We start from the raw sequence: 26,622 nt of genomic DNA on the forward strand, positions 1-26,622 counted from the left end.
TCAGGGTTAAAACCGTATTTTTATATTTTTTTATTTCAGGAGAAGAGCAAGTTCTTTTTCAAGGTAGAGACGCATGGAAGCTGTATATCCGTGCGCTTCTTCAGTAGCATTATACATTGCCTTTGGCTCTTTTGCAAGGTCAAAAGTCCTGAGTGCCAGTTCGTGGGAGATTACAGTATCATTAAAAGAGTGTATCAGCACAAGCCTTGAAGGCGGTAGAGCACTCAGATAAGTGTCCGGGTCAATTGAACGGTAGAACCGATAAGCTTCAGAGTCAGCTACCCCGGCAGAACCAATCTCTTCAGTGCCGTACCCTGAAGTGCTGATTCCTATAACTCCTCTAAGGGAAGGATCAAGGGCGCAGACAATAATTGCAAATCTGCCGCCATTACTTTCCCCGAGGATCGCAAGCCTTTCGGAATCTATTTCCGGCTGGATGGAAAGTACGTCTGCGGCTTTGAGGGCGTCATAAACCATAAGGTATTCAACAGGTTCAAGACCTGCCCTGAAAAGTTCGAGGTCTTTTTCAACATTTACTGAACCCTGATTGCGCTGGTCAAGGGTAAGGGTTGCATATCCCATTTTAGAGAGCTCTGCAGCCAGTCCCTGTTCACTTTCTTTGCTAACTCCTGCTCCCGGAAGCAGAACGATGCCAGGGGGAGAAGGGCTTGAAGAAATCCTCAATAGCGCCTGGACTTTATCGCCATTGCTCTCAAAAGATACCATTTTTAGAATATCCGGATCTTCAGGAGAATAGAGGTCTTCAATTTCCTGAACCGTAAAAACAGGTTCTTCTCTCTGGGAAAAAGATAATGTGCCTGTCTCCGAAATCTCCCACGGAAGAGTTTCTTTTATGGAATTGGAAGGATTATACAGGACCCCGAAGATACCCACGACTATCAGGAGAAAGCCCAGGAGAAAAATTGCGGGTTTCGAAGTTCTGGAGCCTGAAGAAAGTCTCTTCGTATTTTTGATCTCTTTTTTTCCAGAACTATGACTGCTCAAGGGAACCCTGCCAGAAAACTGTAGTTACGGCCAGAAGCCGTTTACAGCACTTAAGAATAATACTGCTATGCCGGCAAGGGCGCCGACAATCAGCACTGTTTTGGGCTGAATATGAACCGCGTTTTTGTCAGCTTCGTAGTAGCGCATGAGCCCTGCTGAGGACTGAAGTCCGGAACCTGATTTTTTAGCCATAGTAAAACACCTTTACGAATGCAATGTGATGTTGATTAATTGATTAAAAGCTACGTTCTTGATTGGAAATCGAGTTCAATTAGAAATTTGATTTAATGTTTATATTCGCAATATCAATATTCGGTATCAATATTAAATTTCAATGTCCGACATTGATATTCGTTGTTGGTAAATCTGTAATAATTAATCTGTAATAATTATACGGAATAATATTTTTGGAATATTTGTTTTTGAAATATTATCTTGAGATTAGGAAATATAACTAACTATAAATTTATCGCTTTTTTTGAATTATTCATTAATTTGAATTACTCATTGGATAGTTACCAGATAATTTACAGTTTTCATATAATTTACATTTCTCATATATAAATCCTGCAGAGCTATTCCGGATAAGTCTTATTCTGATAAGTCCTGCGCCAGGAAATGAAGCCTGTAATCTTAAGAATCTGAAAAATCAGGGACGAGGGGCTCAGACGAGTACCTCATCCAGCAGGAAAGGCGGATAAAATACGCCTCTTTCAGTGATTACTGCAGTCACGTTTTCCATGGGAGTTGCATCAAAAGCAGGGTTGTAAACCTCAACATCTCTCGGGGCAAGCTGTTCACAGCCTGAGAACCGTAGTTCGTCAGGATTTCGCATTTCAATCTTTACACTTCCTTCCCAGCCTTTGAAATCGAATGTAGAAACCGGGGCTGCCACGTAAAAAGGAATTTCATGCTCTTTTGCAAGGATAGAGTGGGTATAGGTACCTATCTTGTTAAAAACAACATCCTGAGTAATTCTGTCAGCTCCTACGAGCACGCTGTTTACAAGTCCCTGGCGCATTGCCCAGCCAGCCATGGAATCTGCAATAAGGGTTACAGGGATTTTGTCCTGCATGAGTTCCCAGGCAGTGATCCTGCTCCCCTGGTTCAGAGGTCTTGTCTCGCAGGCAATAACTTTGATATTTTTGCCATCGGCAATAGCCGAACGTACAACTCCGAGAGCTGTACCCCAATCAACACAGGCAAGCCTTCCTGCATTGCAGTGTGTGAGTACGGTATCTCCATCTTTCAGGAATTTTGCTCCGTATTTGCCTATCAACTTATTGGTTTCGATATCCTCTTCTGCAATATCCCTGGCTTCCTGGAGCGTGATATCCCGCACTCCCTGAACATCGAAGGCATCCGAAATTGCTTTTAAGGCCCTGTCCACACCCCATGCAAGGTTTACGGCCGTAGGGCGGGTTAATTTAAGTGCTTTTGCCGCAGCCTCAAGGTCTCTGGTTATGGCTTCGATATTTTTTGCCCCGCTAAGGGAAGCTGCCAGGGCAATTCCAAAGCCTCCTGCAGCACCGAGTGCAGGCGCACCCCTGATCCTGAGAGATTTTATAGCCTCACATAGTGAACTCAGGGTTTTGCACTCTATTACTCTGTACTCTTGCGGGAGTAAGGTCTGGTCTACCAGAACCACAGAATTGGACTCTTCGTTCCAGTCAATTGTCCTCATTAAATCACTTTCCGATGTGAACATCAGGTTCTGCCGGAAAATCTTCCGACTTTCATTTCAAGCAACCCATCCGGTGAACTACCCCTCCCTAAAGTTCTGGCCTAATGGCTCAAGCTTTTGAGGGAGGTGCTTCCTGCTTCATTCTCCAGAGCAACCTCTGCGAGTCCACAGGCTCTACCTCTTGTCCCAAGAGTGCAAATTTTTTGATGTTAATAGCGGCATTAATGTCTCTATCGTGGTTAGTTCCGCAATCGGGACACTGCCACTCTCTTATTTCTTCAGTTAGATCGTGATATTTGTATCCACAAACGTTACAGGTCTTTGATGAAGGTTCCCATTGTCCTATCTTCAATATAGTTTTTCCTAACCATTCTGCTTTATACTGTAATTTCAGGACAAAACTATACCAACCTGCATCTACGGTTGATTGAGCACGATTGTGGTTTTTCATTATTCCCTTGATATTCAATGTCTCAATAGCTATTGCTTGGTTATCGCTTATGAGCTTTTTTGAAAAATTGTGTTGGAAGTCATGTCTTTGAGTTGAGATTAGTTCGTGCAGTTTTGCAAGCTTATGTACTGCCTTTCTTCTGTTTTTAGAGCCGATTACTTTTCCCGAAACTCTCCTCTGCAAACAATTCAGCCTTTCAAGAGAATTCTTCAGGAATTTAGGATTATCAATTTTCTCTCCTGTTGATAGTGCAGCAAATGTTTTGAGTCCTACGTCTACTCCGATGAGAGTAGCATGAGAAAAAGGTTCGGGTTCTGGTAGTTCTATTCCATCATCCGTTAAGACGCTTATATAGTATTTTCCAGTAGGAGTTCTCGATACTGTTAATGTTTTCATCTTTCCTTGAAAAATGTCTCTGTGCATCTTAACTTTTATCCAGCCGAATTTAGGCAACTTAATTTCTAACTTTTCTACATTAAGATCATAGTGTTGTGGAAGCTGGAAGGAAAAATGGTGATCCTTTTTGCTTTTTCTTTGAGGATAACCGAATCCGAAATTGAAAAAGTTTGTGAAAACTTTATTAAGATTTCGGTTTGCTTGCTGAAGTGCCCCGGCGTTAATCTCTTTTAGCCAGGGATATATTTCTTTTAGAACTAACAAGTGATTATTAAGATCAAATTCAGAAATACTTATTCTACACTTTCTATATAATGTAGATTTAATATTTAGAAGTTTGTTATAGACGAACCGAGTACTACCGAAGTGTTTTTCCATAAGAACTTTTTGTTCTTTGTTAGGGTAAATCCTGTATCGGTTTCCTCGTTTCATTAGCATTATATATGTTTTGAAACTATGTTAAAATTAACAGATTTACTATCTATAGGATGTCGGGAAGTTGACGGCTTCCATCCCCCACCTGTTCGATCCGGTAAACCGGATCTCCTGAGGAGGGGGTCTTCTCGCCTTAAGAGATAAAAACCTATTCGAGCTTTCCTTTTACAGAGGGTGAATGTTTCGCTTCCAGATCATTATCAGACAACCTGAAAACCTGGAAACCTAAAAACCTTAATAAGGAAGTTTAAATTAAAAAACCTGTGTCTGGGATTAAAAATTCTAGTAAAAATAGATATAAGTTAGCTGTTCAGAAGCCGGACATCAGGTTAATAATTTTGTTCCATTATAAGCTAGTAAATTTTGGATACATTTTAGAGGTATATAAAGAAATGTAAAATTTCTTTCATGAGGGGCAAAGTTAGATATAATAGATTTATAAAGTTACAGTACAAATAAGAGAAGATTTTAAATCCATAGCTGAGATACAGGAAGATTTGTAATTTCAGAAATTTATACTTTCATAACTTCAAGGACCTTGAATCCGTAAATCCTTGGGTCCGTAAATATTTGGATCCGTAAATTTTGAAGGTTTTGAGAATCTGTCGTTTCGTGCAAGTTGTGGTTTATGAGAGTCAGGGTATTCATCGGAGAGTAAGCGCTTATGACAAAAATAAAAATAGCAATTGCAGGAATCGGGAACTGTGCAAGCTCTTTGATACAGGGCATCGAGTACTATAAAACCGAGGATAAAGATCCCATAGGACTTATGCACAGGGACATCGGAGGGTACAGGCCCGGCGATATCGAAGTTGTTGCTGCCTTCGACATTGATGCCAGGAAGGTAGGAAAGGATGTTTCCGAGGCGATATTTGCTCCCCCGAACTGCACAGCAGTTTTTTGTCCTGATATCCCTCCCGCAGGTGTGAAGGTTAAGATGGGCAGGGTTCTTGACGGGGTCTCCGACCACATGAAGAACTACGGGGAAAATTACACGTTTGTCGTCAGCAGGGAGCCTGAAGCCACAAAAGCAGAAGTTGTAAAAGAGCTGAAAGATTCAGGCGCTGAAATGCTTCTTAATTATCTCCCTGTCGGTTCTGAAGAAGCTGTCCGTTTCTATGCCGAATGCGCCCTTGAAGCCGGAGTGGCTTTAATCAATAATATGCCTGTTTTCATTGCAAGCAACCCCGAGTGGGCAGAGAAGTTTGAAGAAAAGAATATTCCTATTATAGGCGATGATATCAAAGCCCAGCTTGGGGCAACGATTACCCACAGAGTCCTTGCAGACCTGTTCGAAAAGCGTGGTGTAAAGCTCGAAAGGACATATCAGCTGAACACTGGAGGAAACACCGATTTCCTCAATATGCTCAACAGGAACAGACTTGCTTCCAAGCGTGAATCAAAGACTGAAGCAGTCCAGTCCGTGCTCTCTCATAAGCTTGCGGATGAAAATATTCACATAGGACCTAGCGACTACGTTGCCTGGCAGAAAGACAACAAGGTCTGCTTCCTCCGAATGGAAGGCAAGCTCTTTGGAGATGTACCTATGAATATAGAACTCCGGCTTTCTGTGGAAGATTCCCCCAACTCTGCAGGCGTAGTTATTGATGCTGTCCGCTGTTGCAAGCTTGCTCTTGACCGCGGGATAGGAGGCGTACTATACTCCCCGGCTTCCTACTTCATGAAACATCCGGCTATCCAGTACCCTGATGATGTGGCATATCGCAGAACTGAAGAATTTATAGCTGGTACAAGGGAGCGTTAAAGCAGGAGGTAGAAAAACTCCAGAAGGAAAAAATTACAGAAGGAAGAAAATTCCTATAAAAGCGATTTTAATGCCAGAAAATCCCGGAGACATCCGGGACTTTTACTTTTTCAGGACTTTTACTTTTTCAGGACTTTTATTTTTTCTGTTCCGAAATGTTTTTTATTAAATGAAATTTTCTACGGAATTCACTCAATCTTTTTACCGATTTAACGAATCCCTTCTGCTGTAATTGTAAATTCTGCGCTTGAGCCTTCAGGACGTGAGCGGTGTTTATAGAGAATGGCGCGTCTTGTACCTGTACCTGTTTTTTCCAGCTGGATGATTGCCTTTGAAATGTGTTCCAGAGAAGTTCCCCCCAATGGGCGCACTCCTCCTGCAGTCATGTCTGAATATACCTGATTTGTTATAATTGCGGTAAAACCGTATTTACGGGAAAGGGCATGCAAGAACCCTATCTGGTTAGCAAGTTCTCTACGGTTTTTTATGCCGGTCTCCTCATCTTCGAGTTCAAACCTATAATATGAAGTCGCAGAGTCCAGAACCACGAGTCCGATATTCTCACCTGCTATTCTCTCCACCTCTCTTACAGCTGCATACTGCTCTTCAAAACTCAGGGGTTCATAGATAATTATGCTCCTAGCTATTTCCTTTGCATTTTCTCCTGCGATCTGTTTGAAACGAACAGGAGAAAGCCCTTCAGTATCTATGAAAATGACTTTCTGCCCCTGCTTTACACATTCCACTGCAAGCTGAATGCAGATGTTTGTTTTTCCGGTCCCTGCGGCTCCGAAGACCTGAGTTACGATCCCTCTCTCGAAACCTCCTCCCAGGAGGTCGTCAAGGGGCTTACAACCGGAAGGTAATAGTTTCTCTATGACGTGACACCTCTTTTTGCACTAGAGAGAGGTATGAAAGACCAATGATATAATGCTTTTTTCGTCATTTTTTGTCTTTTTCTAAAAATAAAGCTGCGGAGACATAAAAAGGTAAAAGAAACAGGAGAAGAGAAGATAGAGAGGGGGAAAAGAAGAACATGAAACCATAAAAAGAGGAACATTGAACCGAATAGTTAAAAAAGAGGGAGTTTAAGAAATGGAGAATAAAATTCAGGATCTAAATTAGGAAACCCGAAAGATTCAAAGGTTCTATAGCGAAATAAAACTACGGAAGACATATAAAAGAATCTGTCATAAAAGAGTCTCTCTTTATTTATAACCATAGTCTTTTGCTACAGGTCACGTCTTTTTACGCGGCAAAAATATACTGGAGACATCCTTCACTAATATATTATAATGTTCTCAAGGAATAAAGCCATATAGATGATATCCATAACTATATCCATTAAAGTGCCTTCCACACCAGATAAAGCCTTCTGTACTTGAAAATGTTTTCACAAATCAGGCATTTTTTTAAAAACAGAAGCCCTTAAGTTTGTCACCAGATCTGATAACAAATAACTATCTTTGTATACAAAGTAAGAGGGTCATTATATCCAAAGATGGGTTGAAAAACCATTATAAGTAAGATCGGGCATTTAGAATAATTACCTGGAAATAAAGATAACCTCACTCAATAGAGTGAAAAATGATATCTAAAGGGCACTCTTTGGAAACTGCATGCCCTGTTCCGATATTGCTGACTAGTTTGGGAGAGTTATTATACGATTAATAGGGTTGGCTAAGGAATGGTACCCGTGTGGAGTTTTGTTTTATTGTTGCGATGCTCTGCACCAGCATACTCATTCCCCACACACTGAAAATAAAAGAGATATGTCAGAAAGATGCATGTAAAAAACATGCAAAATACGAGAAAAAAATGCAAAAATATACTGTACCATAAATACTGTACCATAAATACTGTACCATAAATACTGTACCATAAATACTGTACAATAAATAGAGGGGCGCAAAGCATGGCAAAAATAATAGTATACACAACGGAACGTTGTCCTAAGTGCAATAAATTGAAGAAATTTCTGGAATCAAATTCAGTACCTTTCGAAGTAGCAGATATGTCTACACCGGAAGCCCTGACTGAACTGCGCTTCAATGGAGTCTTTACAGTGACAGCACCTGTTTTACAGATTAATAATGACATGTTCCTGACACATGAAGAGCTCTTCCGCGGGGAAGAAGTGAACTCGGAAAAACTCCTGGGAATTGTATAATGCAGGCATCTGAAAATATAAAAACAATTAAAAACTTTGCAGATTCCATCCTATCCTATACAACTGCTGAAGATGAGAAAATGACAGGCGAGATTTTCTTAACCAATGACGAATTATCTGACAGCCAGCCAGTGCAACAGGCACTTATCGGGCTCTCAACCTCTTCCCTCCCCAAAAATGACCAGTTATCTGACAATCAGCCCGTACAAAAGACACTTGATGGGCTGTCCGTCTCTCCTCTCCCCAGAGTCAGGACAACAGAAGGTTTCATTCTTAACTGGGACAGGAATATCATTGTAAGCCAGCTCCTGAAAGAAACAAAATTAAGCGAGATCTTCTATAATAAACCCTCAATCACAAAAGAAGAAGCCGTTGATATTGCAAAAGAAGCGGAAAGAATCATCCGAAAGATGAATATTAAGTTCCTGTCAGGGCCTCTTATCCGTGAAATAGTAAACAATATTCTTCTTGACAGAGGGCATGTGGAATGGAGAAATATAATGACAAGAGTCGGGGCGTCTGTTTACGATGCCTATGAAATCGACTCCGGATACGGCTTTGGGGCAAACGATAATGCAAACCAGCTGAACAATGCTGAGACTTCGCATAAAAGAAAAGCCGACAAAATGTCCAAAGAGCAAAATCTCCTACTGATGCCAAAAGAGCTTGCAGACCTGCACCTTAATGGCGACTTCCACATCCATGACCTCGAATACATGGGCACAAGACCTTTTTGCCAGGACTGGGACCTTCGCTACTTCTTTTATTACGGGCTTATGCCTGACGGAGTAGGAACACAATCAAGTGTTGCAAAACCCGCAAAGAATGCCGAAGTAGCTTTCCTTCATGCTGTAAAGGCGATGGGCTCAGCCCAGACTAATTTCGCAGGCGGGCAGGGCTTTTACAATTTTCTGACCTTTATTGCCCCTTATCTGGAAGGCAAGTCCGAAGTTGAGATCAGGCAGCTTATGCAGATGTTCGTTTATGAAATGATGCAGATGATGTGTGCAAGAGGCGGACAGACTGTCTTTTCTTCTGTGCAGCTTTCCCCCGGAGTTCCGAGGCTCTGGAAAAACATTCCTATCGTGGCCATGGGCAAAGTCTGGGACGGAAAGCAGGCTCCTTTCAGAACCTACGGAGAATTCGAAAAAGAGGTCCGTCTCGGGTTCAGGGCTCTTATGGATGTCATGCTTGAAGGAGACGCCTGGGGCAAACCTTTCAGCTTCCCGAAACCAGAAATCTCTCTCGAACCCGACTTCATGGAAGAGGACGAGAGTTTTAACAGGGTTCACCCCGAGCTTCCGACTTACAAAGAACTTTACAGGATGACCTTTGAACTGGCTGCCAAATTCGGAACTCCCTATTTTGATAACCAGCTTCCGGAGTACAGAGGCGCAGGAGAAGGAATTTCATGCTACCAGTGCTGTGCCTACCAGTTCTCTGCAAACCCTACCGATGATAAAGAATTCGGTGATAAGCTTCGTTTCAAGGATGGAAAACATTTCTCCATGGGCTCGTGGATGGTCCTGTCTTTAAACTGTCCCAGGGCAGCATACAGAGCTGAATATGATGACGAAAAACTATTCAATGAGCTTAAGACCCTGATGAACAGAGGTGTGGAAGTCTTCAAGATCAAGAGAAGATGGATGAACAGCCTGATCAAGAAAAACAGGATTCCCTTTGCAGCCCAGTGCCCCAAGGACCCGAACACCGGTGAGAAAGGGGCAATGGCTGTGGACTTCGACAGCCTTGTGTATACTATTGGAATAGTAGGGATCAATGAGATGGTCCAGTACCACACTGGCTACCAGATCCATGAGTCTCCTGCTGCGTATAAGCTTGCCATCAGGGCTATGTTCGAAATGAAAATGCATGCTCAGAAGCTCTCGAAGGAAAATGGCATGGAAATTGCCCTTGCAAGGACTCCTGCAGAAACTACAGCCCAGCGTTTTGCAGTTTCAGACCTCCTGCACAGGGAATACGCTGACAAAGCCGAACTCACAATTAAAGGGGATTTGAAGACCGCAATGAAGGAGTTCAACGAGACGCGTGATCTGCCAATTTACTATACCAACGGGACTCACATTCCTCCCGGAGCCGATATTTCCCTGCCTGAAAGGATAAAGTACGAACACACTTTCTTCCCGATAGTAGATGGCGGAAATATCATGCATATCTGGCTTGGAGAAGGGAAACCTGACCCTGACGGCCTGCAGGAGCTTGCCATGCATATAGCAAAGAACACACAGACGGGTTACTTTGCCTTCACAAGGGACATGACAGTATGCACTGACGAGGGATATGTAGCCACTGGCCTGCTGGACAAATGCCCGAAATGCGGGTCTGAAAACGTGCAGCACCTCTCAAGGATCACTGGCTATCTCCAGTCCGTAGAAGGCTGGAACAGGGGCAAGCGCCAGGAACTTAAGGACAGGAAGCGCTACAACACAGGGGAACTCAAGTGAGTTCCCTTAAACTCTTTTTTTACGCAAAATAGAAATCGTAATTATGTAAATTGGAAATGGTAACTGCTATGAAAGTGAATTACGCAGGCACTGTCCCGATCTCAACTCTTGACTGGACAGGAAAGGCTGCGATCACCATCTTTTTTCGAGGATGTCCTCTTCGCTGCCCTTACTGCCAGAACCATCCGTACCTTGAAAGATCGAGTCTGGTAGAACTTGACTTTGTGAAGGAGGAAATTAAAACATCAAAACCTTTTGTAAGCACGGTTGTTTTTTCGGGAGGGGAGCCTCTTATGCAGGAAGCTGTTATTCCCCTGGCTGAGTTTGCAAAGAGTCTCGGGCTTTTAGTTGGAATCCACACAAACGGCTGCTACCCTGAAAGAGTGAATGAGCTTGTTGAGCGAAAACTGGTTGATAAGTTATTTATCGACATAAAAGCCCCTCTTGATGATCCAGAGCTCTATGGAAAGGTCGCAGGATGGAAGGAATATAAAGGGGCAAGCAGTGTCTTCAAAAAAACTCCAGAGGAGATCATTGTAGCCGTTGCAAAAACGATAGAGACTGCAGATGCCAGTGGCGTGGAACTGGAGCTACGGACGACAGTAATAAGGGGTTTAATCGGAAGCGAAGAAGACATTGCCAGTGTAGTTGCCTGGATTTCGAAAAACGTGAAAAACAGGGAAGTTACCTATGTATTGCAGCAGGGAATCCCGGAACACAGCCTTCAGGAGGATCTCAGGAAAATCAGGGCTCTGGAAAGGGAAGAACTTCTAAAACTTGGAGAAATAGCAAAAGGCTTCCTGGGAAAAGTAAGGATAAGGACAAAAGAAGAAGGAGAAGAAATTGTTTGATTCGATTTGGAATCATCAAATAACCTTACTCTAATCTGATCATCAAGTAACTTTATCCTGACCTGATCATCAAGCAATTTTACTGGCAGCTGATAATTTACCAAAATTTATTATATATTTATGGTATTTTTCGCTGCATTCTACTGCATTTTTCTCTTTTTGCTTATATTCTTCTAAACATATTTTGATCCATTAACCCTTTCCACCTTTTCATTGATTTCTATCTCATTGATTTTACCTACCAAGTTTTTACCTACAGGTTTCTACATACCAATTTTTACAGAAAAAATATGCTTAGGTTCAAATTCATTTGAAGTTTACAAAAGTCTTATACATGCCAAAGCATAAAAGACACTGATTAAACCCCTGGTAAAACCCCACTTGCCTGGAATTCAATACACTGTACCGGAAAGTACAGATATCCGGAAAGTTTCCCTATAGTTTCTCCGGCAATATCCCTTCTGTACTCCTGTATAATACCGAAAACTCCTGTATGCACGCCACCAAACTTTTGTGTAACCTTCAGGGTTACAAAAGTTAAATAAAGGAGAGGAACTCAGTCCATTTTAACCCGGAGAAAGGGACGTATCTATAAAAAAGGAAAGCAGAAGTAATCGCTCCCAAAAAATGACCATGAAAGAAATAAAAGTATCTTCCGTCGGAGAGCGCGCTCTAATCTCCCGCTTATCTGAGATTTTCAATGCCCCTGAAGGAAAGGATAGAGGACAGAAAGGAATCATTATAGGTGCCGGTTCCGATGACTGTGCTGTCCTTGACCTGAAAGGTGAAGACTGCCTGGTTGCTACGACTGATATGCTGCACAGGACCACGGATTTTCCGGCAGAGATGACTCCCTGGCAGATGGGCTGGATGTCCGCAGCCGTAAACCTGAGCGATATTGCAGCTATGGGTGCAGAGCCTGCAGGGCTCCTGATGGCTATAGGCATGCCTGCAGATACTGAAATTGCTTTTGTCGAAGATCTTGCAAGAGGCATACAGGCGTGTGCCGAGTTCTGCGGTACTGCTGTTATCGGAGGTGACCTCGATACCCATGCAGAACTGACAATTACAGGGACAGCCCTGGGAAGAGTTAAAAAAAGCCAGCTCCTCCTTCGAAAAGGGGCAAAGCCCGGAGACCTTGTCTGCGTTACAGGATATACAGGGTCAGCTGGAGCCGCCCTTAAGGCGATTCAGTCAAAAAAGTCGGTCAGCGAAACTGTCCTGAAGGCTCTTTTTGAACCCATTCCCCGAACGCAGGAAGCCTGGAAACTGGCTGAGTCGGGTGCAGTCACATCCATGATGGATACAAGTGACGGACTTGCTATGTCTCTTTATGACCTTGCCAGGCAGAGTAAAATAGGTTTCAAGATCAGGGAAAATGCCCTTCCCATCCTCCCGGAAGTTAGAGAGTTTGCCTCAGGTCCGGGGGAACTGCTGGAATTTGCCCTTTACACAGGCGGAGACTTCGAACTTATTTTCACAGTTGACCCTGAACGGCTGAAAAAAGTACAAAATATATGTAACTTGACTATCATAGGGGAATGCACAAAGTATGAAACGGGCATTATGCTCGAATCCCCGGAATTCAGGCTGACAGCTATAGAACAGCGGGGATACCAGCAGCTAAAAGCTGAAACGGCTAATTAGCCTTCCTGAATAAACTGACGTTAACCCCCATAAACTAAAAGCCTGGAGTGAGAGAAGGAAAATTAAAAATTATTGGCTGATAAAATTCACACGATCACAAAAATAGAACAAACTTCAGGTTAAACGGACTAAATTCGTAACTATATAATTTATGCACAAGGTTCAGAAGGATAGAATATGAAAAAAACTAGTCTACAAATATTTACAGCAATTATGGCGCTCGGGCTATTGTTCTGCGGGACTGCAAGTGCAGTTCCAAGTATAGTAGCAGTATCGCCCTCGGCGAATTCGACTGTGCCAGGGACGGTGGGCGACACTCAAACGTTCAGCATCACAACAAACGAAAATGCAACTGTCTTATGGACTGAAGACGGCGTGTCCAAAACAATACAAACTGATGGAAGCAATATTTCAACTCTCAGCCATGTCATCAAATCGAGTTCGTACCATGTGACAGCTTCCATAGACGGTGTAGGACAAATATCAGACTGGAACGTGGTAGGTACAACAGGAGTTCCTGTGATTACCTTATCCTCACCCTCGAATTCAAATTTCACCAGTGACGTTGGAGTACCACAGACATTCACCGCGGATGTGAGCCCGGCAGCGGATATGAAATGGTACCTTAACAACGTCGAAGTCCATAGTGATACCTCAGTAATTTCATCCACGTATACCAATAATTCTGCAGTAGCAGGTTCATACACACTTGAAGTAAGAGCAGAGAACGCTAATGGGACAGATTCAGAATCCTGGACATGGACAGTAGGTTCTTCCTCAGGTAACAGTGAAGTTCCTGTAGAAGTTAATCCTTCAAAGGAAAAAGTTGAGATGTCTCAGGGAGCAAACCAGACTTTCTATGTCAATTCTACAAATAGCCAGAATATCAACGTACAATGGATTGTCGGGAACGAGACGAAGAAAACAGACAGCGGAAGCGGTATAACCTCATCCTCATATGACTTCAAGGGAGACACCTCCGGAACCTATAATCTTAGCGCAGTGGTTACCGATCCAAGCGGTAATTATGATTCATTGACAAAAACATGGAATGTAACAGTCCAGTCAAAATATTATTCAAGCGGGAACAGGATCTGGGATGAAGACCTTGGGTTATCCACTACATACACATGGAACGCTCAGAGTTACTCAGGTTTCTACTATGACCTTGATACCGGAGAGTCTTCTGAAGAAATGACCATTACGGGAATAGGCAGAAACATAGATGACGGAGACATCGAGTACATCACAAAACCTACCGAAACTGCGTTTGAATACGGGAGCTGGGGTTCATACCAGATAATAGGATTCATGGCAGAGAAATATTTCGCAGGTTACAGTAAAACTAACTCCACTGTTATAGGGGAAGATGTAAGCCTGATATCCGACGGCGTACTTTCCAAGATCCTGATCGACAGTGATGATAAAGAGTCCGCATATTCAGGAGATTCCTTTGAACTTGAAGACGGTTATGCCCTGAATATTGTAGAAGTTGATATCAATGGAAAAAGCGTCTGGGTCCAGCTTGAAAAGGACGGAGACGTGGTAGATGATGATTTCATCACCTCGGATAGTAATTACATCTATGAAACCGAAGTAGGAGAATCAGAAGACGTACCCATAATTATTGTCCATTTCGGTACGGTTTTTGCAGGCGCTGAAACTTCTGCTGTCTTCATACAGGGTATCTTCCAGGTCTCAGACACCTATATAGAACTTACAAAAGACGATTCCTATGGGGAAATGGAAGTAACGTCCATCAGTAGCAGTGAAATAAGAATGAAGAATGAGGACGATATAAGCCTTGATAAAGGGGACACAATCGACCTTATGGGCAAGATACAGATTCAGGTGGCTGATGACAGCAAACTGCGCTTTGCCCCGGTCCTTGATACCTCGGAAGAAGGAATTTATGAACTGCGCGGGACTGTCTATGATAAAGATGTCGATGGAGACTCTCTTCCAACATGGACTCCCTACAACTTTGAAGGCTTCTATTACAACATAGATGAGGGAATAGGAACCGAAAAGCTGGAAATCCAGCAGTTAGATGGCAGGGAAATTCCCTCGGGAAAACTTGTCTACACATCCACACCTCAACCTGTTCAGTTTGAACACAAGGCATGGGGCAATTTCACAGTTGTCGGGTTCAAGGCAGAGAAATACTTTGCAGGATATCCCGATAATACCGTCAATGGAGAAATTGATGGTGTAAGCCTCCTCTCAGATAATGTCCTTTCCAAAGTCCTTACAGATAGCGATGACAAAGAGTCCATGTACTCGGGTTCTGCCCTTGTGCTTGAGGACGGCTATTCTCTGAACATTCTGGAAGTAGATATTAACGGGGATACCGTATGGGTCCAGCTTAAAAAGGACGGAAAAGTTGTAGATGACGAATTCATCACCTCGAATGACGACTACATATATGAAACCGAAGTCGGAGAAGCAGAAGACGTACCCATAATCATTGTCCATTTCGGTACGGTTTTTGCAGGTACTGAGACCTCTGCTGTCTTCACCCAGGGTATCTTCCAGATCTCGGATGATTATATTGAGATTAATAACGGAGATACCTTCGATGAGATGGAAATCAGCAGCGTCTCCTCTGAAAATGGCATTACAATGAAGAACGATGATGGCATCGGGCTTGATGACGACGAAACCATTGATATTATGGGCGATGTCAAGTTCAAGACAGCTGATTCCAACACTCTCAGGTTCTACCCATTCGTTGAAGTTGAAACTGCAAGTGGAGAAAGCAGGGAACTCAAGATAAATTTGCCTGATGAGATTATTGTAGGCGACACTTTTGATATTGAAGTGACTGCAGGTGAAAACCCGATAGAAGGCATTACCGTAAAGGTCAACTCAACAAGTACGGGCAAAACCAACGCCGATGGGATTGTTGAGTACACTGCCGAAAAGGAAGGAACTTTCAAGGTTACTGCAGAGAAAGATGGGTACACTACAGCAAACAAGAACATGAAGGTCATTCCTCCGAAAGAGAAAATGAGCCTCAATATCTCTCCTGAAACAGTATATGTGGGAGATGAGATTACTATAGAGGCCTTAAAAACAATCGGAGGAGACCCTATTGAAGGTGCAAACGTCTCAATTAATAGTAAAGCTCTTGGGAAAACCGGATCCGACGGAAAAATTACGTACACTGCTGAGGAAGTCGGCAAGTTAAAAATAAGCGCCACCGGAGAGGGTTTCCTTGATAAGAGTGTTGAGGTTAATGTAAAGGACTACGAAGCTGTCTTCGAGTTCTCCAACCTGGTAATCGACCCGATAGAAGTCAGAGCCGGGAAGGAAGCAACAATCACTATTGATGCCGAAAATACAGGTAATGCTGCAGGAGAATACGACGTAGAACTGTTTGTGAACGGAAGTTCGGTTGATTCGCAGCAGATTTCCCTTGATGTGGGTGAAAGCACAATAGTGACTTTCGAACACAGCGAAGAAGTACCAGGCACCTATACTGTCAAAGTAGGAGGGCAGGAAGCCACCTATACGGTAAAAGAAAAGTCTTCTATGCTGCTTTATGCCCTGCTGACTATTATCCTGTTACTGGGCGGCGGGATGGCTTACATGTTTACCAAAGGCGGCTGGACTGTGGCAACCCTGCAGGCAAAGATGAATGAACTTGTTAAATCAGCGAACCTTAAAAAGTAAGATTAACAGAAAGCTGAGAAAGAAAACTGAGAAAGAAAGCTGAGAAAGAAAACTGAGAAAGAAAGCTGAGAAAGAAAGCTGAGAAAACAGGAAGCTCAAACAAAAACGAAATTCAGATTCCCGCGTTAACTGAAAAACGCGGGTTTTTTTCTATTTTAAAAATATCCGGTTTTACTCCATTTTCTTAATCGCACGTTCGATGGCATCTATCAAGCTGTTCTTCGGGGCGATGGTTGTGACGGGTATATTCAGGATTTTTTCCACTGTAGGGCCCACGATGGGGGCACATACCAGGGCTTTTGCTCCGTCCCTTTCAGCATTTACGGCTGAAATAATTGCTTCTTCCATAGAGATCGCCGAGTATTCCCTGATGGTTATAAGCCTGCCGCCAATCTTTTTCTTCGTCTCAACGATGTTATCGAGCACCGAGCGGGCAGCAATTACGGCGATAAAGTCCCCACTATCTGACTCCTTGATATCACGGATCGTTTTTACAATCTGGCGGAGGGTTTTGATGTTAGGGTCCCGGTTTCCCGATAGGATCTTATAGAGGGTACTCGGAGGGATGTTTGCCTTTTTCGCAAAATCCACGGCAGTAAGGTTAAGATCTTCCTTAATTACAGCGGAAAGTGTTTTCTGAAACACTTCATCGGACTCGAATGCGGATTTGATGACCTTCTCTGCAACATTCATTAAAATTCAACCTCTGATCCTGTAAAAGATTTCAATAAATGTTAAGGATTTACGTTTTACAGGAGTTTTGTTCCTGAATGAGAAATATCTCCAGATGTATTAATACATTTGGGTTATAATGGAAAGGTATTTGAGAAAGTATATATAGTAAATTTCAAAGAATATTAACGCGTAAGAGACTGACCTTTATTTTCACGGGAATTTCATTTCAAGCAAGAAATGAAAGAATGGGATGGGATGGCTTTTTTAACAAATTTGTGAAAAGCCAGCAAAGAAAGGGTGGAAAAACCTGCAGATTTTCCCGAAGAAAACTCAATCCCAGTATATCTTATTTAGCAGGTAAGATCTATTATTGATAGAAGAATTGATAGAAGAGGCAATATTGAGGTGAAGTTTTGAGAAAATCAAGCATATTTATTCTTGCTTTACTGCTGATCGCATCTATCTTCGCATCCGGTTGTGTATCCGAGGATGAAGATACAGATGAAAACGTAACTGGAGAAGCCCCTGCAATTACCCAGCTGAACATTGGCTACCAGCCGAGTACCCACCAGATTGCATACATGACTGCCTATGAAAAAGGATGGTGGCAGGAAGACCTTGCACCTTACGGAATTACAAAAATAACCGAACGCCAGTTTCCAACAGGCGCTCCAGAAATGCAGGCTATGATGATTGGAGAACTGGATGTAGCTTATGTTGGAGCAGCCCCTGTAATTCCAGCTCTTAGCCAGGGTCTTGATGCAAAGATTGTTGTGCCTGTACAGATAAATGGTTCAAGCCTTGTCCTTAGACCCGAATACGAGTATGAAAGCCCTGAAGACCTGAGGGGGCTTACAATCGCTACATTCCAAACAGGAACAATTCAGGACACTCTGCTTAGAGAATGGCTCAAGGAAAACGGACTTGACCCTGAAAAAGATGTGACAATCCGTGGAATGACCCCTGGAGACGCTGTCACAGCTATCTCAGCCAAACAGGTTGCTGCTGTGTTCCTGCCTCATCCTTCTCCAACAGTTGTCGAAGAAGAAGGTAACGGACGTACCATTGTACAATCTGGAGAGATGAGTCCGAACCATGCCTGCTGTGTGCTCGTGGTGAGTGGAAAACTTATCAGAGAGCACCCAGATCTTGTAGAGCAGATAGTAAAAACCCATATTAAGGCAACTGAATACAATCAGGCAAACGAAGATGAAGCCGCCCAGATCTATTCAAATAAGACTACAGAGAATGTGGAAGTTGTCAGGAAATCTATCGAGGAATGGGATGGAGCCTGGATTACAGACCCTTCACTGATTGAAGACTCAACTGTCAATTACTCAAACATTCAGTATGAGCTTGGATACACTCAGAAACCTCTGACAGAGGAAGAAATCTTTGATACAAGCTTTTACGAGAAAGCAGTCAACGAAGAGTAAACCAGCAGTAAGTAAAAAATGAAGATTTAACGAAAAAAAGGAGTCATCTGCTTCTTGCTTTATAAGGAGCAGTTTGGACTCAAATTTATTTGAAAAGTGAAACATGCCGGAAAGATAAAAAACTAAGAATCCTTTTAATAAGACATGAAAATTAATTTCATAAAAACAATCGAAGAAAAAGGCGTTGAAGCATTATCTCTTATATTCGCAGTTGCTATATGGCAGCTTGCAGCGGACAGGATCGTACAGAACAAATTGCTTCTGCCGAGTTTTTATGACGTGGTAATCTCTTTTTTCGTTATTGTCAAAAACGGATTACTTTATACGGATACCCTGACAAGTTTACTTCACTTTTCAATTGGTATTGCTGCTGCGTTTATACTCGGAATCCCTCTGGGAATTGTCATGGGATGGTTTAAAGCAGCAAACAGGGCACTAGACCCTATAATAGAAATCCTGCGTCCGATTCCTCCTCTTGCCTGGATTCCCTTTGCAATAGTATGGTTGGGGCTTACCCATCGGGCAGCAGGTTTTGTTGTATTTGCAGGAATGATCTTTCCCATTATCATCAATACCTATACGGGTCTCAAAAATGTACCGAGAGTTTATGTTGAAGCAGCAAAGGTTCTTGGCTGTACCCGAAACATAGACCTCATCCGGTTTGTTGCGATTCCCTCAGCCATGCCTTCAATTGCTGCAGGGATCAGGATTGCAATGGGCGTAGGCTGGATGTGCCTTGTAGCTGCAGAGATGTTCGGGGTCAGCAATAGTGGGCTTGGCTACCAGATATGGCACAATTATTATCTGCACAGGATGGATTTTGTACTTGTTTATATGCTCCTGCTGGGATTCATAGGTCTTTTGATCGACCGCTTCTTCAGGAATTATGTAGACTCAAAGCTACTCAGATGGAGTTCAGGAACTGTGGTATAAAATGGGTAGAGTAAGCGTAAAAAACGTTTCACGTATCTTCAGTAAAAAAGAAGATGGATCCGGAACCGAAGCTCTGCATAATATAAGTTTTGATGTGCAGGATGGGGAGTTTATCTGCCTCCTCGGACCTTCGGGCTGCGGGAAGACAACACTGCTCCGAATAACCGCAGGGCTTGAGACCCTGACTTCAGGAGAGATCACACTCAATGGAGTTCCTATAACAGGCCCTGACCCCAAAAGAGGCATGGTTTTCCAGCAATATTCCCTCTTTCCCTGGAGGACAGTTATAGATAATATCACTTTTGGACTGGAAATGCAGGGGATAAAAAAGAGTGAAGCCCGGAAACAGGTAGAGAAATATGTAGAGCTTGTGGGCCTGAGGCAGTTCAAAAACAGCTACCCGCACGAACTCTCAGGAGGTATGCAGCAGAGAGCAGCCATTGCAAGAGCCCTTGCTAACGAGCCGGAGGTTCTTCTGATGGACGAACCCTTCGGAGCTCTTGATGCTCAGACTCGAAATGTACTCCAGGATGAACTCCTGAGGATATGGGAACAAAAACATGTAACATTCCTTTTTGTAACGCATAGTGTGGATGAAGCTGTCGTCCTCTCTGACAGGATAGTGGTCATGACTTCAAGACCTGGAAGAATAAAGGAGATTGTAACTGTGGACCTGCCTCGCCCGCGAAGCCGCACCAGTCAGGAAGTAAACCGTTTAAGAGACCATGTCCTCAAACTTCTGGAAGAAGAAAGATTCAGCAAGTGAATTGTTGAAAAAAGTGCAGGCTATGAAGAGAGTAAGCTGTCGAAAGAGAGTTACCAAAAGAAGTTGTGTAGAAAAAGTAATCAAAGAAGTTGTGTAGAAAAGTAATCAAAAGAAGTTGTATAGAAAAAGTAATCAAAAGAAGTTGTATAGAAAAAGTAATCAAAAGAAGTTGTGTAGAAAAGTAATCAAAAAAAGAGTTATCGAAGAAGGGGTCCTTCAAAGGAAAGCAGCTGTTAAAAGAAATCTGCTAAAGAGAAATTTTCTAAAAAAAGTAAGAATAAGTCATTAACATGAGATATAAGCGAACCGAAATCATTGTTCGGCACGAATAATCACTTTTGTTAGCGGCTCTACTCTTTTTACGGCAACTTTTCCCACAAGTTCAAGAGTCCCTCCCGCTTTAACTGAACCGAGAGAGCAGCCAGGTCTTACACGGATATCCCCTTCGCAGGCTGCAAAATTTACCTTCGCTCCGTCAAGAAGGACGAGTTCGGAGACTGTTTCCATACTGCCCAGAATTTTTGCTGCCGCACAAACAAGGGCACTTTCGGCTTTCACATTGCCCTGAACAATCGAACCTTTCCCGAGTTCAAGCCTTCCAGACACAGTGAGACTTTTCCAGAACTTTACTTCCTGCCCGACAATAACATTGCCGTCCAGAATAACGTCCTCTTCGAGAAAAACTTTTTTTTCAATCACATAAGTGTTGGACCGGGGGTGGTACTTGATAAAGCGCATCATTAAAAATCACTCCGGGTTAATGTCCCCGGCTATCGATAGAAGAAAGCCGTAAACAACTGATTCTTAAGGCATTTATAAAAACTTTGCCAATTCGATTTCAAAGTATGATTGAATACTTATTATATAATAGCATCGAATGTTCATATCAGAAAACCTCAGAAATCCCAACTTAGAGCCTCAGCAAAAGATTGGTAAAGGACTATATATAAATAAAATATGAATAAAAAAACCAGATCATGAAAATAGGACTGCAGAAAAAGAGATTCCGGCACATCAGGAGGCCGGAAATTATTAAGAATATTTGAAATTAGCCATAAAAAGACTGAAAAATGATTTATTCATAATTTTTCAGTCCTGTTTTTCTTATTTTAAATTGTCCTGCTTACTCAACAAGGCTGGCAAAACCGTATTTGGGAAGTACCCTTTCGATTTTGATCCTGACTTCGTCGCCGACCTTGGTGCCCGGGACAAAGACTACAAAGCCCTCTATGCGGGCAATGCCGTCTCCCTGGCGGGCGATGTCCTGAATTGTAACATCGTAGACTTCGCCTTCTTCAACAGGAACAGAACCACTTTCTTCTCTGAACATGAAAACCATTCCTTTAAAGGTTAAAGTTTATTATAACCAGGTAATTCTCTCAAATGCATTTACTCGACAACGCTTGCAAATGCAAATTTCGGAAGTACCCTTTCGACTTTAATGCGAACTTCATCGCCGACCTTGGTGCCCGGGACAAAGATTACAAAACCCTCAATACGAGCGATGCCGTCTCCCTGACGAGCAATGTCCTGAATTGTAACATCGTAGACTTCACCCTCTTCGACAGGGACTGAGCGACTTTCTTCTCTGAACATGAAAAACCATTCCTTTAATTTACTTTAGTTAAATCTTTAGTATTAATTTAATTCCCTTGCGGAATTACTCGACAACACTTGCAAATGCAAACTTGGGAAGAACCCTTTCGACCTTAATCTGGACTTCGTCTCCAACACTGGTGTTAGGGACAAAGACTACAAAACCCTCAATACGAGCAATGCCGTCTCCCTGGCGAGCAATGTCCTGAATTGTAACATCGTAGACTTCACCCTCTTCGACAGGGACTGAGCGACTTTCTTCTCTGAACATTAAAATCATTCCTTTAATTTACTTTAATTAAAACTTGTATAGTAATTAACTTCTCAACCCAAACTTACTCGACAACGCTTGCAAATGCAAATTTCGAAAGTACCCTTTCGACTTTAATCTGGACTTCGTCGCCAACACTTGTATTCGGGACAAAAACTACAAAGCCTTCGATACGGGCGATGCCGTCTCCCTGGCGAGCGATGTCCTGAATAGTTACGTCGTAAGTTTCGCCCTCTTCAACGGGCACAGAATTACTTTCATCTCTAAACATCAGATTCATTCCTTTGACTTCTATTAATCAGCTTACGAAAACTCCATCTATAAAACAGAAAAGAGTAAAAACAGTACTTAACAGGCCAAACTTGAAAAACCAAATTTAGGAAGTACGCATTCTACTTAATCTATTACGGTGAACTAGTCCCCAATAGAGCCTCGAATAAGTCAATTAATTGGTCATACTCATATCCGCTTGTATATAATATTTTGCTTTAATGCATGGTAAAAAAGAAAAATAAAAGAGTTAGGAAATTATCTGAAACCCGATTTTCGGAGTTATTAGTTCTTATTTCAAAAACATAATAAGTAGTGGCAAATTAAGAATAAAACAGCATGAAAAATAAAACTATCCAGAATAAAATTCAGTTCACTATAAAAAGCAATTGTTTCAGATGAAAGTAGAATTCTTCAGGACCTCAAAGGAAATACAGTAAAAGTTCTGTACACATATGCAGAAAAACTATAGAGAGTACCCCTCCCGGGCGCAACCTATAAATATTTGAAAATACATTCTGAGAGTCGCTCATTAAATGAGAACAACAGTGCGTGGGCCCGTAGCTTAGTCAGGCAGAGCGATGGACTCTTAATCCATAGGCCGGGGGTTCAAATCCCTTCGGGCCCGCTAATCTCATCAATTTTTTTCACAATATTCTTTTTTTATAATTTTTTTATTCTAATTTTATTTTCCTATAATTTTATTTTTTCACAATTCTTTTGGAAAACAATTTTAAACCTTCATCTGGCTCTTTTATTCAGTCTCAGGCGATTCAGATAACCTGGCTAAAGAATGTTTTGAAACCTGAGCAATGTTTGATGAGAAACCTTATGCTATATGCTCCCCTAATCATTACACAGCTCTCCAGGCATTGTATAACTCTAGCAGATCTTAACTGTTCTAAACAGGCATACTGCTTTAAACGATTTCTGTGAAACCCTGTCCGGTAAAAGAACTGATCAGGTCCATAAGAGGCGAAGATAAGTTGAAGGAAGAAGTTATCAACCAGGAAAGACAAAAAATTCAAAACAAAGAGAAGAAAAACAATGGAGTGTAACCCTGATGCCAAAAGTAAGTGTTGAAATCCCACAGGAGCTACTGGATGACCTCAACAGGCATGTAGGAGATAACAAAAAATTCGTCAGCCAATCTGATGCCATCCGGACTTCTATTCGAAAAATGCTGGATATGATGGATGACATAGACAGAAGGCGTGGAAGGTTGAATGAGTAAACAAATGATGAGTTAATGAATAAACTCATAAAAACTCAAAGACAGAAAGGTATGTAAAAACATAAATAAAACGTAAATAAAACATAAATAAAACATAAATAAAACATAAATAAAACATAAACTTAACCAGAAACCTTATCCAACCGGAAAAGCGCTGAAAAATGCCGAAAAAGACCACCCCTTTATTTCTACTGTGCTTTGACATCAGTGGACTAATTTTAGGAAATTCCCATTGTCCAGCAGAATTTCCACTGGAGAGAAAAATGAGGGCTGACCCGGATATAGTTCAGAGAATTTCCGAATATTTCCGGCTGGACTATCAAAAAGAAATGGTTTCAGGATTGGCAACTTTCCCTGAAATCCCTGATACCCTGCGCAACATTTGAAAGCAGGATAAAAGCTATCCTCTGGTTAGGCCAGGAGCCCAGACCGCAGTCAGGACCAACATATTTTATCAGGCTGCCAAAACGTCTGTAAGCCAGCCTCAGCCTTTTCTCAATTACAGCCGGAGTTTCGAGCTGCGTAACAATTTCGGGAAGGTACTGCTGGTCTTTCCAGATATTGGTGCAATATCTCTCATTAAGGATTCCTGCTAGGGAAAAAATATCTGTTCTTGCAATTCCGAGCCTCAGAAAAGAATCCGTATCTTCAAGCACTTTTTTGTCAATAAGCTCCAGGTAGGAAGGAGTGCCCGCAGATTCTACCCCTATCACATTGATCGTAGGGGTCTCGCAGGCAAAATTGTAATAAAGGGCGGAATGAAGGTGTATCTCCACATCAGCCCCTCGCTTACTCGCTGACTTGGAAGCATCGGTAAGGGCAGAGACGACATCGTTCTCATCAAAGGCAAGTTCAGGGTTTAGCCCTATGCTCGGCTCGTCAATTGAAACCGTTGCAATCTTGAAATGCTTTGCAGATTTCATTGAATTCCGGACGAATTTATTTACGTTTTTTGCAAAAAGAGAATATATGTCCGTATACCGTGTACCCCCAAACTCCTTCAGGTAAAGTTCGGTTGGGCCGGTTACGCAGATCCGGACCTTTAGGGTTTCCCCGAATTTTTCTTTATAGGCTTTTGCGACAGTTTCCAGAGCCTCAAGCTCTTCAATTCTTGCGCACTCCAGTTTTACCTCAAAGGGACTTTCGGTGCACTCAGAGTCCCGGATAACCTTCAGGAACTGTTCATTCATGTCCTGGTACTGAGGGTAAGTAGGGATCTCTACACCTGCATCGATTTTCTGCTGAAAGGCATCGTTGATTACAGTAAAGAGTTTCTCATCTTCTGCTCTCGTTTTAAAGGCATTTCGGATCCACTCCTTACTAACTCCTTCAGGAAGTGGATAGCTTCCGATATCGTCAAAGATGATTTCTTGCATGCTCTCTTAGTAGACCTGTAAGAATTTATCATTATTGGAAAGACAATAGAATTATAAAAAAACAGATGGGAAATGCCAGGAGTTATCCTGCTCATATCCCAAGATTATTTATAAGATTATTTATGAGATTATTTCCCGAATTATTTTTCAGAGTTATTTTTCAGAGTTATTCTTGATTCTTCATTTCTGCATTAAATGCGCTGATGCCTTTTGCCGTGTTTTCAAGCAGCCTGAAAGCAAGTTCCTGGTCCGGCCAGAATGCCAGACCGCAGTCAGGACTTGCATATTTTATGCGGTCTCCGAGAATAGAAGAGGCTTTTTCCAGTCGTTTTTTTACGACATCAGGAGTTTCCATGTCAGTAACAATTTTTTGCATATACTCTTTTTCCTTCCAGGCATTGACCCCATAATTCTCGTTAACCATACCTATAAGGCTGGAAATATCAGTCCTCGAGACTCCGAGCCTTATGTAAGTGTTCGAGTCCTCCAGGACTTTTTTATCCATAAGGTCTATGTAAGAGGGAGTTGCAGCATACTCAAACCCGATAACGTTGATTGGGGTCTCACAAACGAGTTTGTACTTTAATGGAGAGTGCAGATGGATCTCCATGTCGGCTCCCTGTTTTCGCGCGTAGGTAGAAGCCAGAGTAAGGGCAGAGATAATATCAGAGTCAGTCAACTGGATTCTATCGTTCATCCCGAGGCTCGGTTCATCCAGAGCAATAATCCTGATTTTGAAATTCTTTGCAGCTTTAAACGCCTGCTTTATGAAACTCTCGATATCCAGAGCCATTACATGGTATGCATCTGCAAAAGCAGTTGCTCCGAAAGCCTGAAGGTAAAGGTCCGTAGGACCGGCAATGCAAACTCTCACTCCCAGAGTTTCCCCTGTCTCTTCTCTGTACCTCTTCGCAACCTCATCAATTATTTCTAGCTCAAGGATTTTTGCGTTTTCCTCTTTTACTACATAAGGCTCATAACAATTCTTTTCATCTCTAATAATATCCAGAAACTGCCCGATCATGTCCCGGAACTGGGGATAAGTAGGAACGTGTATTCCAACATCGATTTTTCTCTGGAAAGTCTCCCTTACCAGGGAGAAGAGTTTTTCGTCCTCGTTCCGGTTTTCAGCTGCAGCTTTCACCCATTCCCTTGTGAGTCCTTCAGGTAAGGGGAGGCTGCCTCCGTCGATAAAAGTGATGTCCTGCATGTGTGTTATGTAAGACAGATCGAGTATTATAACTATTGGAATTACTCGGGAGAATAAATTAAGAAGAATTGACACTAAGCTTTTTTAATTAAAGAATAGATACTGAGACTTTTTAAAGTAAAACAACATAAAATATTTTACTTACTAAATATAAAAAGAAATTTAAGGCATTGAAGTTCATATAATGAAAGGAAGTTTCAGGAGATTATGCCCTGAAAAGTTCTGAGTGGGAAAAAGATGGCAATTAAAGGGAAATAAATAAAGACTTGATTGGGGGCAAACAGCTGGATAGGACTCTAACTGGTCTAAAT

The 26,622-nt window shown here is 42.2% G+C and carries 24 protein-coding genes and 1 tRNA gene; 11 read left to right on the plus strand and 14 right to left on the minus strand.

Annotation, left to right across the window (positions count from 1 at the left end; all coding sequences use genetic code 11):
- Nucleotides 1-30 precede the first annotated feature (30 nt).
- From ACZ5A8_RS21515 to ACZ5A8_RS21530, 4 genes are all read right to left on the minus strand, one after another.
- Complete coding sequence (locus ACZ5A8_RS21515; protein ID WP_464531454.1) at nt 31-1,005, minus strand: alpha/beta hydrolase; 975 nt, start codon at nt 1,003-1,005, stop codon at nt 31-33.
- Between the two features lie 24 nt (nt 1,006-1,029).
- Nucleotides 1,030-1,197: a preprotein translocase subunit Sec61beta gene (locus tag ACZ5A8_RS21520; protein ID WP_229391584.1), complete on the minus strand. Its 168-nt coding sequence runs from the start codon at nt 1,195-1,197 to the stop codon at nt 1,030-1,032.
- A 472-nt stretch (nt 1,198-1,669) separates the two neighbouring features.
- A complete protein-coding gene (locus ACZ5A8_RS21525) occupies nt 1,670-2,689 on the minus strand; it encodes an S-methyl-5-thioribose-1-phosphate isomerase (RefSeq protein WP_464531456.1) in 1,020 nt (339 codons plus the stop codon).
- 109 nt (nt 2,690-2,798) lie between these two features.
- Nucleotides 2,799-3,968, minus strand: coding sequence for an RNA-guided endonuclease TnpB family protein (locus ACZ5A8_RS21530; protein ID WP_464531457.1), 1,170 nt, complete (start codon nt 3,966-3,968; stop codon nt 2,799-2,801).
- Nucleotides 3,969-4,635: 667 nt separating this feature from the next.
- Between ACZ5A8_RS21530 and ACZ5A8_RS21535 the strand changes: the two genes are divergently transcribed.
- Nucleotides 4,636-5,736, plus strand: a complete 1,101-nt coding sequence (locus ACZ5A8_RS21535; protein WP_464531458.1) for an inositol-3-phosphate synthase — start codon at nt 4,636-4,638, stop codon at nt 5,734-5,736.
- A 209-nt stretch (nt 5,737-5,945) separates the two neighbouring features.
- Here ACZ5A8_RS21535 and radB read toward each other — a convergent pair whose 3' ends face one another.
- Entirely contained in the window at nt 5,946-6,614 is a 669-nt protein-coding gene (radB, locus tag ACZ5A8_RS21540) for a DNA repair and recombination protein RadB (protein WP_464534256.1), read from the minus strand.
- A 1,037-nt stretch (nt 6,615-7,651) separates the two neighbouring features.
- Between radB and ACZ5A8_RS21545 the strand changes: the two genes are divergently transcribed.
- The 3 genes from ACZ5A8_RS21545 to ACZ5A8_RS21555 all read left to right on the plus strand — a co-directional run bounded on the left by ACZ5A8_RS21545 (nt 7,652) and on the right by ACZ5A8_RS21555 (nt 11,222).
- Nucleotides 7,652-7,906 carry a glutaredoxin family protein gene (locus ACZ5A8_RS21545; protein ID WP_464531460.1) on the plus strand — a complete coding sequence of 85 codons (255 nt, stop codon included), beginning with the start codon at nt 7,652-7,654 and terminating at the stop codon, nt 7,904-7,906.
- An 80-nt stretch (nt 7,907-7,986) separates the two neighbouring features.
- Nucleotides 7,987-10,371 (plus strand): anaerobic ribonucleoside-triphosphate reductase, encoded by a 2,385-nt coding sequence (gene nrdD / locus ACZ5A8_RS21550; RefSeq protein WP_464534258.1) that lies wholly within the window; start codon nt 7,987-7,989, stop codon nt 10,369-10,371.
- 68 nt (nt 10,372-10,439) lie between these two features.
- Nucleotides 10,440-11,222, plus strand: a complete 783-nt coding sequence (locus tag ACZ5A8_RS21555) for an anaerobic ribonucleoside-triphosphate reductase activating protein (RefSeq protein ID WP_464531461.1) — start codon at nt 10,440-10,442, stop codon at nt 11,220-11,222.
- A gap of 358 nt (nt 11,223-11,580) precedes the next feature.
- Here ACZ5A8_RS21555 and ACZ5A8_RS21560 read toward each other — a convergent pair whose 3' ends face one another.
- On the minus strand, nt 11,581-11,721 hold the full coding sequence (locus tag ACZ5A8_RS21560; RefSeq protein ID WP_464531462.1) for a hypothetical protein: 141 nt from the start codon (nt 11,719-11,721) through the stop codon (nt 11,581-11,583).
- Nucleotides 11,722-11,855: 134 nt separating this feature from the next.
- On the opposite strand from ACZ5A8_RS21560, the gene thiL reads away from it, so the two are divergent.
- Together thiL and ACZ5A8_RS21570 are read left to right on the plus strand one after the other, a co-directional pair.
- Complete coding sequence (gene thiL, locus ACZ5A8_RS21565) at nt 11,856-12,869, plus strand: thiamine-phosphate kinase (RefSeq protein ID WP_464531464.1); 1,014 nt, start codon at nt 11,856-11,858, stop codon at nt 12,867-12,869.
- A gap of 177 nt (nt 12,870-13,046) precedes the next feature.
- The gene (locus tag ACZ5A8_RS21570) at nt 13,047-16,544 is read left to right on the plus strand and encodes an S-layer protein domain-containing protein (RefSeq protein WP_464531465.1); all 3,498 of its coding nucleotides are present in this window, start codon (nt 13,047-13,049) and stop codon (nt 16,542-16,544) included.
- A gap of 171 nt (nt 16,545-16,715) precedes the next feature.
- On the opposite strand, the gene ACZ5A8_RS21575 is transcribed toward ACZ5A8_RS21570, so the two are convergent.
- Nucleotides 16,716-17,237 carry a helix-turn-helix domain-containing protein gene (locus ACZ5A8_RS21575; RefSeq protein WP_229390757.1) on the minus strand — a complete coding sequence of 174 codons (522 nt, stop codon included), beginning with the start codon at nt 17,235-17,237 and terminating at the stop codon, nt 16,716-16,718.
- A 395-nt stretch (nt 17,238-17,632) separates the two neighbouring features.
- Between ACZ5A8_RS21575 and ACZ5A8_RS21580 the strand changes: the two genes are divergently transcribed.
- From ACZ5A8_RS21580 to ACZ5A8_RS21590, 3 genes are all read left to right on the plus strand, one after another.
- Nucleotides 17,633-18,655 (plus strand): ABC transporter substrate-binding protein, encoded by a 1,023-nt coding sequence (locus tag ACZ5A8_RS21580; RefSeq protein ID WP_464531466.1) that lies wholly within the window; start codon nt 17,633-17,635, stop codon nt 18,653-18,655.
- Nucleotides 18,656-18,799: 144 nt separating this feature from the next.
- A complete protein-coding gene (locus ACZ5A8_RS21585; RefSeq protein ID WP_229390759.1) occupies nt 18,800-19,588 on the plus strand; it encodes an ABC transporter permease in 789 nt (262 codons plus the stop codon).
- A 1-nt stretch (nt 19,589) separates the two neighbouring features.
- Entirely contained in the window at nt 19,590-20,354 is a 765-nt protein-coding gene (locus tag ACZ5A8_RS21590; RefSeq protein WP_229390760.1) for an ABC transporter ATP-binding protein, read from the plus strand.
- Nucleotides 20,355-20,666: 312 nt separating this feature from the next.
- On the opposite strand, the gene ACZ5A8_RS21595 is transcribed toward ACZ5A8_RS21590, so the two are convergent.
- The 5 genes from ACZ5A8_RS21595 to ACZ5A8_RS21615 all read right to left on the minus strand — a co-directional run bounded on the left by ACZ5A8_RS21595 (nt 20,667) and on the right by ACZ5A8_RS21615 (nt 22,492).
- Nucleotides 20,667-21,095, minus strand: a complete 429-nt coding sequence (locus ACZ5A8_RS21595; RefSeq protein ID WP_229390761.1) for a bactofilin family protein — start codon at nt 21,093-21,095, stop codon at nt 20,667-20,669.
- Nucleotides 21,096-21,477: 382 nt separating this feature from the next.
- Nucleotides 21,478-21,684: a TRAM domain-containing protein gene (locus ACZ5A8_RS21600; protein WP_229390762.1), complete on the minus strand. Its 207-nt coding sequence runs from the start codon at nt 21,682-21,684 to the stop codon at nt 21,478-21,480.
- A 59-nt stretch (nt 21,685-21,743) separates the two neighbouring features.
- Complete coding sequence (locus ACZ5A8_RS21605) at nt 21,744-21,950, minus strand: TRAM domain-containing protein (protein WP_011033303.1); 207 nt, start codon at nt 21,948-21,950, stop codon at nt 21,744-21,746.
- A gap of 64 nt (nt 21,951-22,014) precedes the next feature.
- The gene (locus ACZ5A8_RS21610) at nt 22,015-22,221 is read right to left on the minus strand and encodes a TRAM domain-containing protein (RefSeq protein ID WP_048130082.1); all 207 of its coding nucleotides are present in this window, start codon (nt 22,219-22,221) and stop codon (nt 22,015-22,017) included.
- A gap of 64 nt (nt 22,222-22,285) precedes the next feature.
- Nucleotides 22,286-22,492 carry a TRAM domain-containing protein gene (locus ACZ5A8_RS21615; RefSeq protein WP_229390786.1) on the minus strand — a complete coding sequence of 69 codons (207 nt, stop codon included), beginning with the start codon at nt 22,490-22,492 and terminating at the stop codon, nt 22,286-22,288.
- Nucleotides 22,493-23,045: 553 nt separating this feature from the next.
- On the opposite strand from ACZ5A8_RS21615, the gene ACZ5A8_RS21620 reads away from it, so the two are divergent.
- Both ACZ5A8_RS21620 and ACZ5A8_RS21625 read left to right on the plus strand, forming a co-directional pair.
- Nucleotides 23,046-23,119, plus strand: a tRNA-Lys gene (locus tag ACZ5A8_RS21620).
- A gap of 435 nt (nt 23,120-23,554) precedes the next feature.
- On the plus strand, nt 23,555-23,725 hold the full coding sequence (locus ACZ5A8_RS21625; protein WP_048128601.1) for a ribbon-helix-helix domain-containing protein: 171 nt from the start codon (nt 23,555-23,557) through the stop codon (nt 23,723-23,725).
- A 335-nt stretch (nt 23,726-24,060) separates the two neighbouring features.
- Here the strand turns inward: ACZ5A8_RS21625 and ACZ5A8_RS21630 are convergent, their stop codons facing one another.
- Nucleotides 24,061-25,101 (minus strand): methionine synthase, encoded by a 1,041-nt coding sequence (locus tag ACZ5A8_RS21630; RefSeq protein ID WP_464531469.1) that lies wholly within the window; start codon nt 25,099-25,101, stop codon nt 24,061-24,063.
- A 166-nt stretch (nt 25,102-25,267) separates the two neighbouring features.
- A complete protein-coding gene (locus tag ACZ5A8_RS21635) occupies nt 25,268-26,311 on the minus strand; it encodes a methionine synthase (RefSeq protein WP_464531470.1) in 1,044 nt (347 codons plus the stop codon).
- Between the last annotated feature and the right edge of the window lie 311 nt (nt 26,312-26,622).

Source organism: Methanosarcina subterranea (assembly GCF_055385895.1).

What these genes read in the sequence shown, in the direction of transcription:
- ACZ5A8_RS21520 (WP_229391584.1), bottom strand. Translation starts at nt 1,197, where the DNA reads ATGGCTAAAAAATCAGGTTCCGGACTTCAGTCCTCAGCAGGGCTCATG.
- ACZ5A8_RS21525 (WP_464531456.1), bottom strand. Translation starts at nt 2,689, where the DNA reads ATGAGGACAATTGACTGGAACGAAGAGTCCAATTCTGTGGTTCTGGTA.
- ACZ5A8_RS21530 (WP_464531457.1), bottom strand. Translation starts at nt 3,968, where the DNA reads ATGAAACGAGGAAACCGATACAGGATTTACCCTAACAAAGAACAAAAA.
- ACZ5A8_RS21535 (WP_464531458.1), top strand. Translation starts at nt 4,636, where the DNA reads ATGACAAAAATAAAAATAGCAATTGCAGGAATCGGGAACTGTGCAAGC.
- ACZ5A8_RS21545 (WP_464531460.1), top strand. Translation starts at nt 7,652, where the DNA reads ATGGCAAAAATAATAGTATACACAACGGAACGTTGTCCTAAGTGCAAT.
- nrdD (WP_464534258.1), top strand. Translation starts at nt 7,987, where the DNA reads ATGACAGGCGAGATTTTCTTAACCAATGACGAATTATCTGACAGCCAG.
- ACZ5A8_RS21555 (WP_464531461.1), top strand. Translation starts at nt 10,440, where the DNA reads ATGAAAGTGAATTACGCAGGCACTGTCCCGATCTCAACTCTTGACTGG.
- thiL (WP_464531464.1), top strand. Translation starts at nt 11,856, where the DNA reads ATGAAAGAAATAAAAGTATCTTCCGTCGGAGAGCGCGCTCTAATCTCC.
- ACZ5A8_RS21570 (WP_464531465.1), top strand. Translation starts at nt 13,047, where the DNA reads ATGAAAAAAACTAGTCTACAAATATTTACAGCAATTATGGCGCTCGGG.
- ACZ5A8_RS21575 (WP_229390757.1), bottom strand. Translation starts at nt 17,237, where the DNA reads ATGAATGTTGCAGAGAAGGTCATCAAATCCGCATTCGAGTCCGATGAA.
- ACZ5A8_RS21585 (WP_229390759.1), top strand. Translation starts at nt 18,800, where the DNA reads ATGAAAATTAATTTCATAAAAACAATCGAAGAAAAAGGCGTTGAAGCA.
- ACZ5A8_RS21590 (WP_229390760.1), top strand. Translation starts at nt 19,590, where the DNA reads ATGGGTAGAGTAAGCGTAAAAAACGTTTCACGTATCTTCAGTAAAAAA.
- ACZ5A8_RS21595 (WP_229390761.1), bottom strand. Translation starts at nt 21,095, where the DNA reads ATGATGCGCTTTATCAAGTACCACCCCCGGTCCAACACTTATGTGATT.
- ACZ5A8_RS21600 (WP_229390762.1), bottom strand. Translation starts at nt 21,684, where the DNA reads ATGTTCAGAGAAGAAAGTGGTTCTGTTCCTGTTGAAGAAGGCGAAGTC.
- ACZ5A8_RS21605 (WP_011033303.1), bottom strand. Translation starts at nt 21,950, where the DNA reads ATGTTCAGAGAAGAAAGTCGCTCAGTCCCTGTCGAAGAGGGTGAAGTC.
- ACZ5A8_RS21610 (WP_048130082.1), bottom strand. Translation starts at nt 22,221, where the DNA reads ATGTTCAGAGAAGAAAGTCGCTCAGTCCCTGTCGAAGAGGGTGAAGTC.
- ACZ5A8_RS21615 (WP_229390786.1), bottom strand. Translation starts at nt 22,492, where the DNA reads ATGTTTAGAGATGAAAGTAATTCTGTGCCCGTTGAAGAGGGCGAAACT.
- ACZ5A8_RS21625 (WP_048128601.1), top strand. Translation starts at nt 23,555, where the DNA reads ATGCCAAAAGTAAGTGTTGAAATCCCACAGGAGCTACTGGATGACCTC.
- ACZ5A8_RS21630 (WP_464531469.1), bottom strand. Translation starts at nt 25,101, where the DNA reads ATGCAAGAAATCATCTTTGACGATATCGGAAGCTATCCACTTCCTGAA.
- ACZ5A8_RS21635 (WP_464531470.1), bottom strand. Translation starts at nt 26,311, where the DNA reads ATGCAGGACATCACTTTTATCGACGGAGGCAGCCTCCCCTTACCTGAA.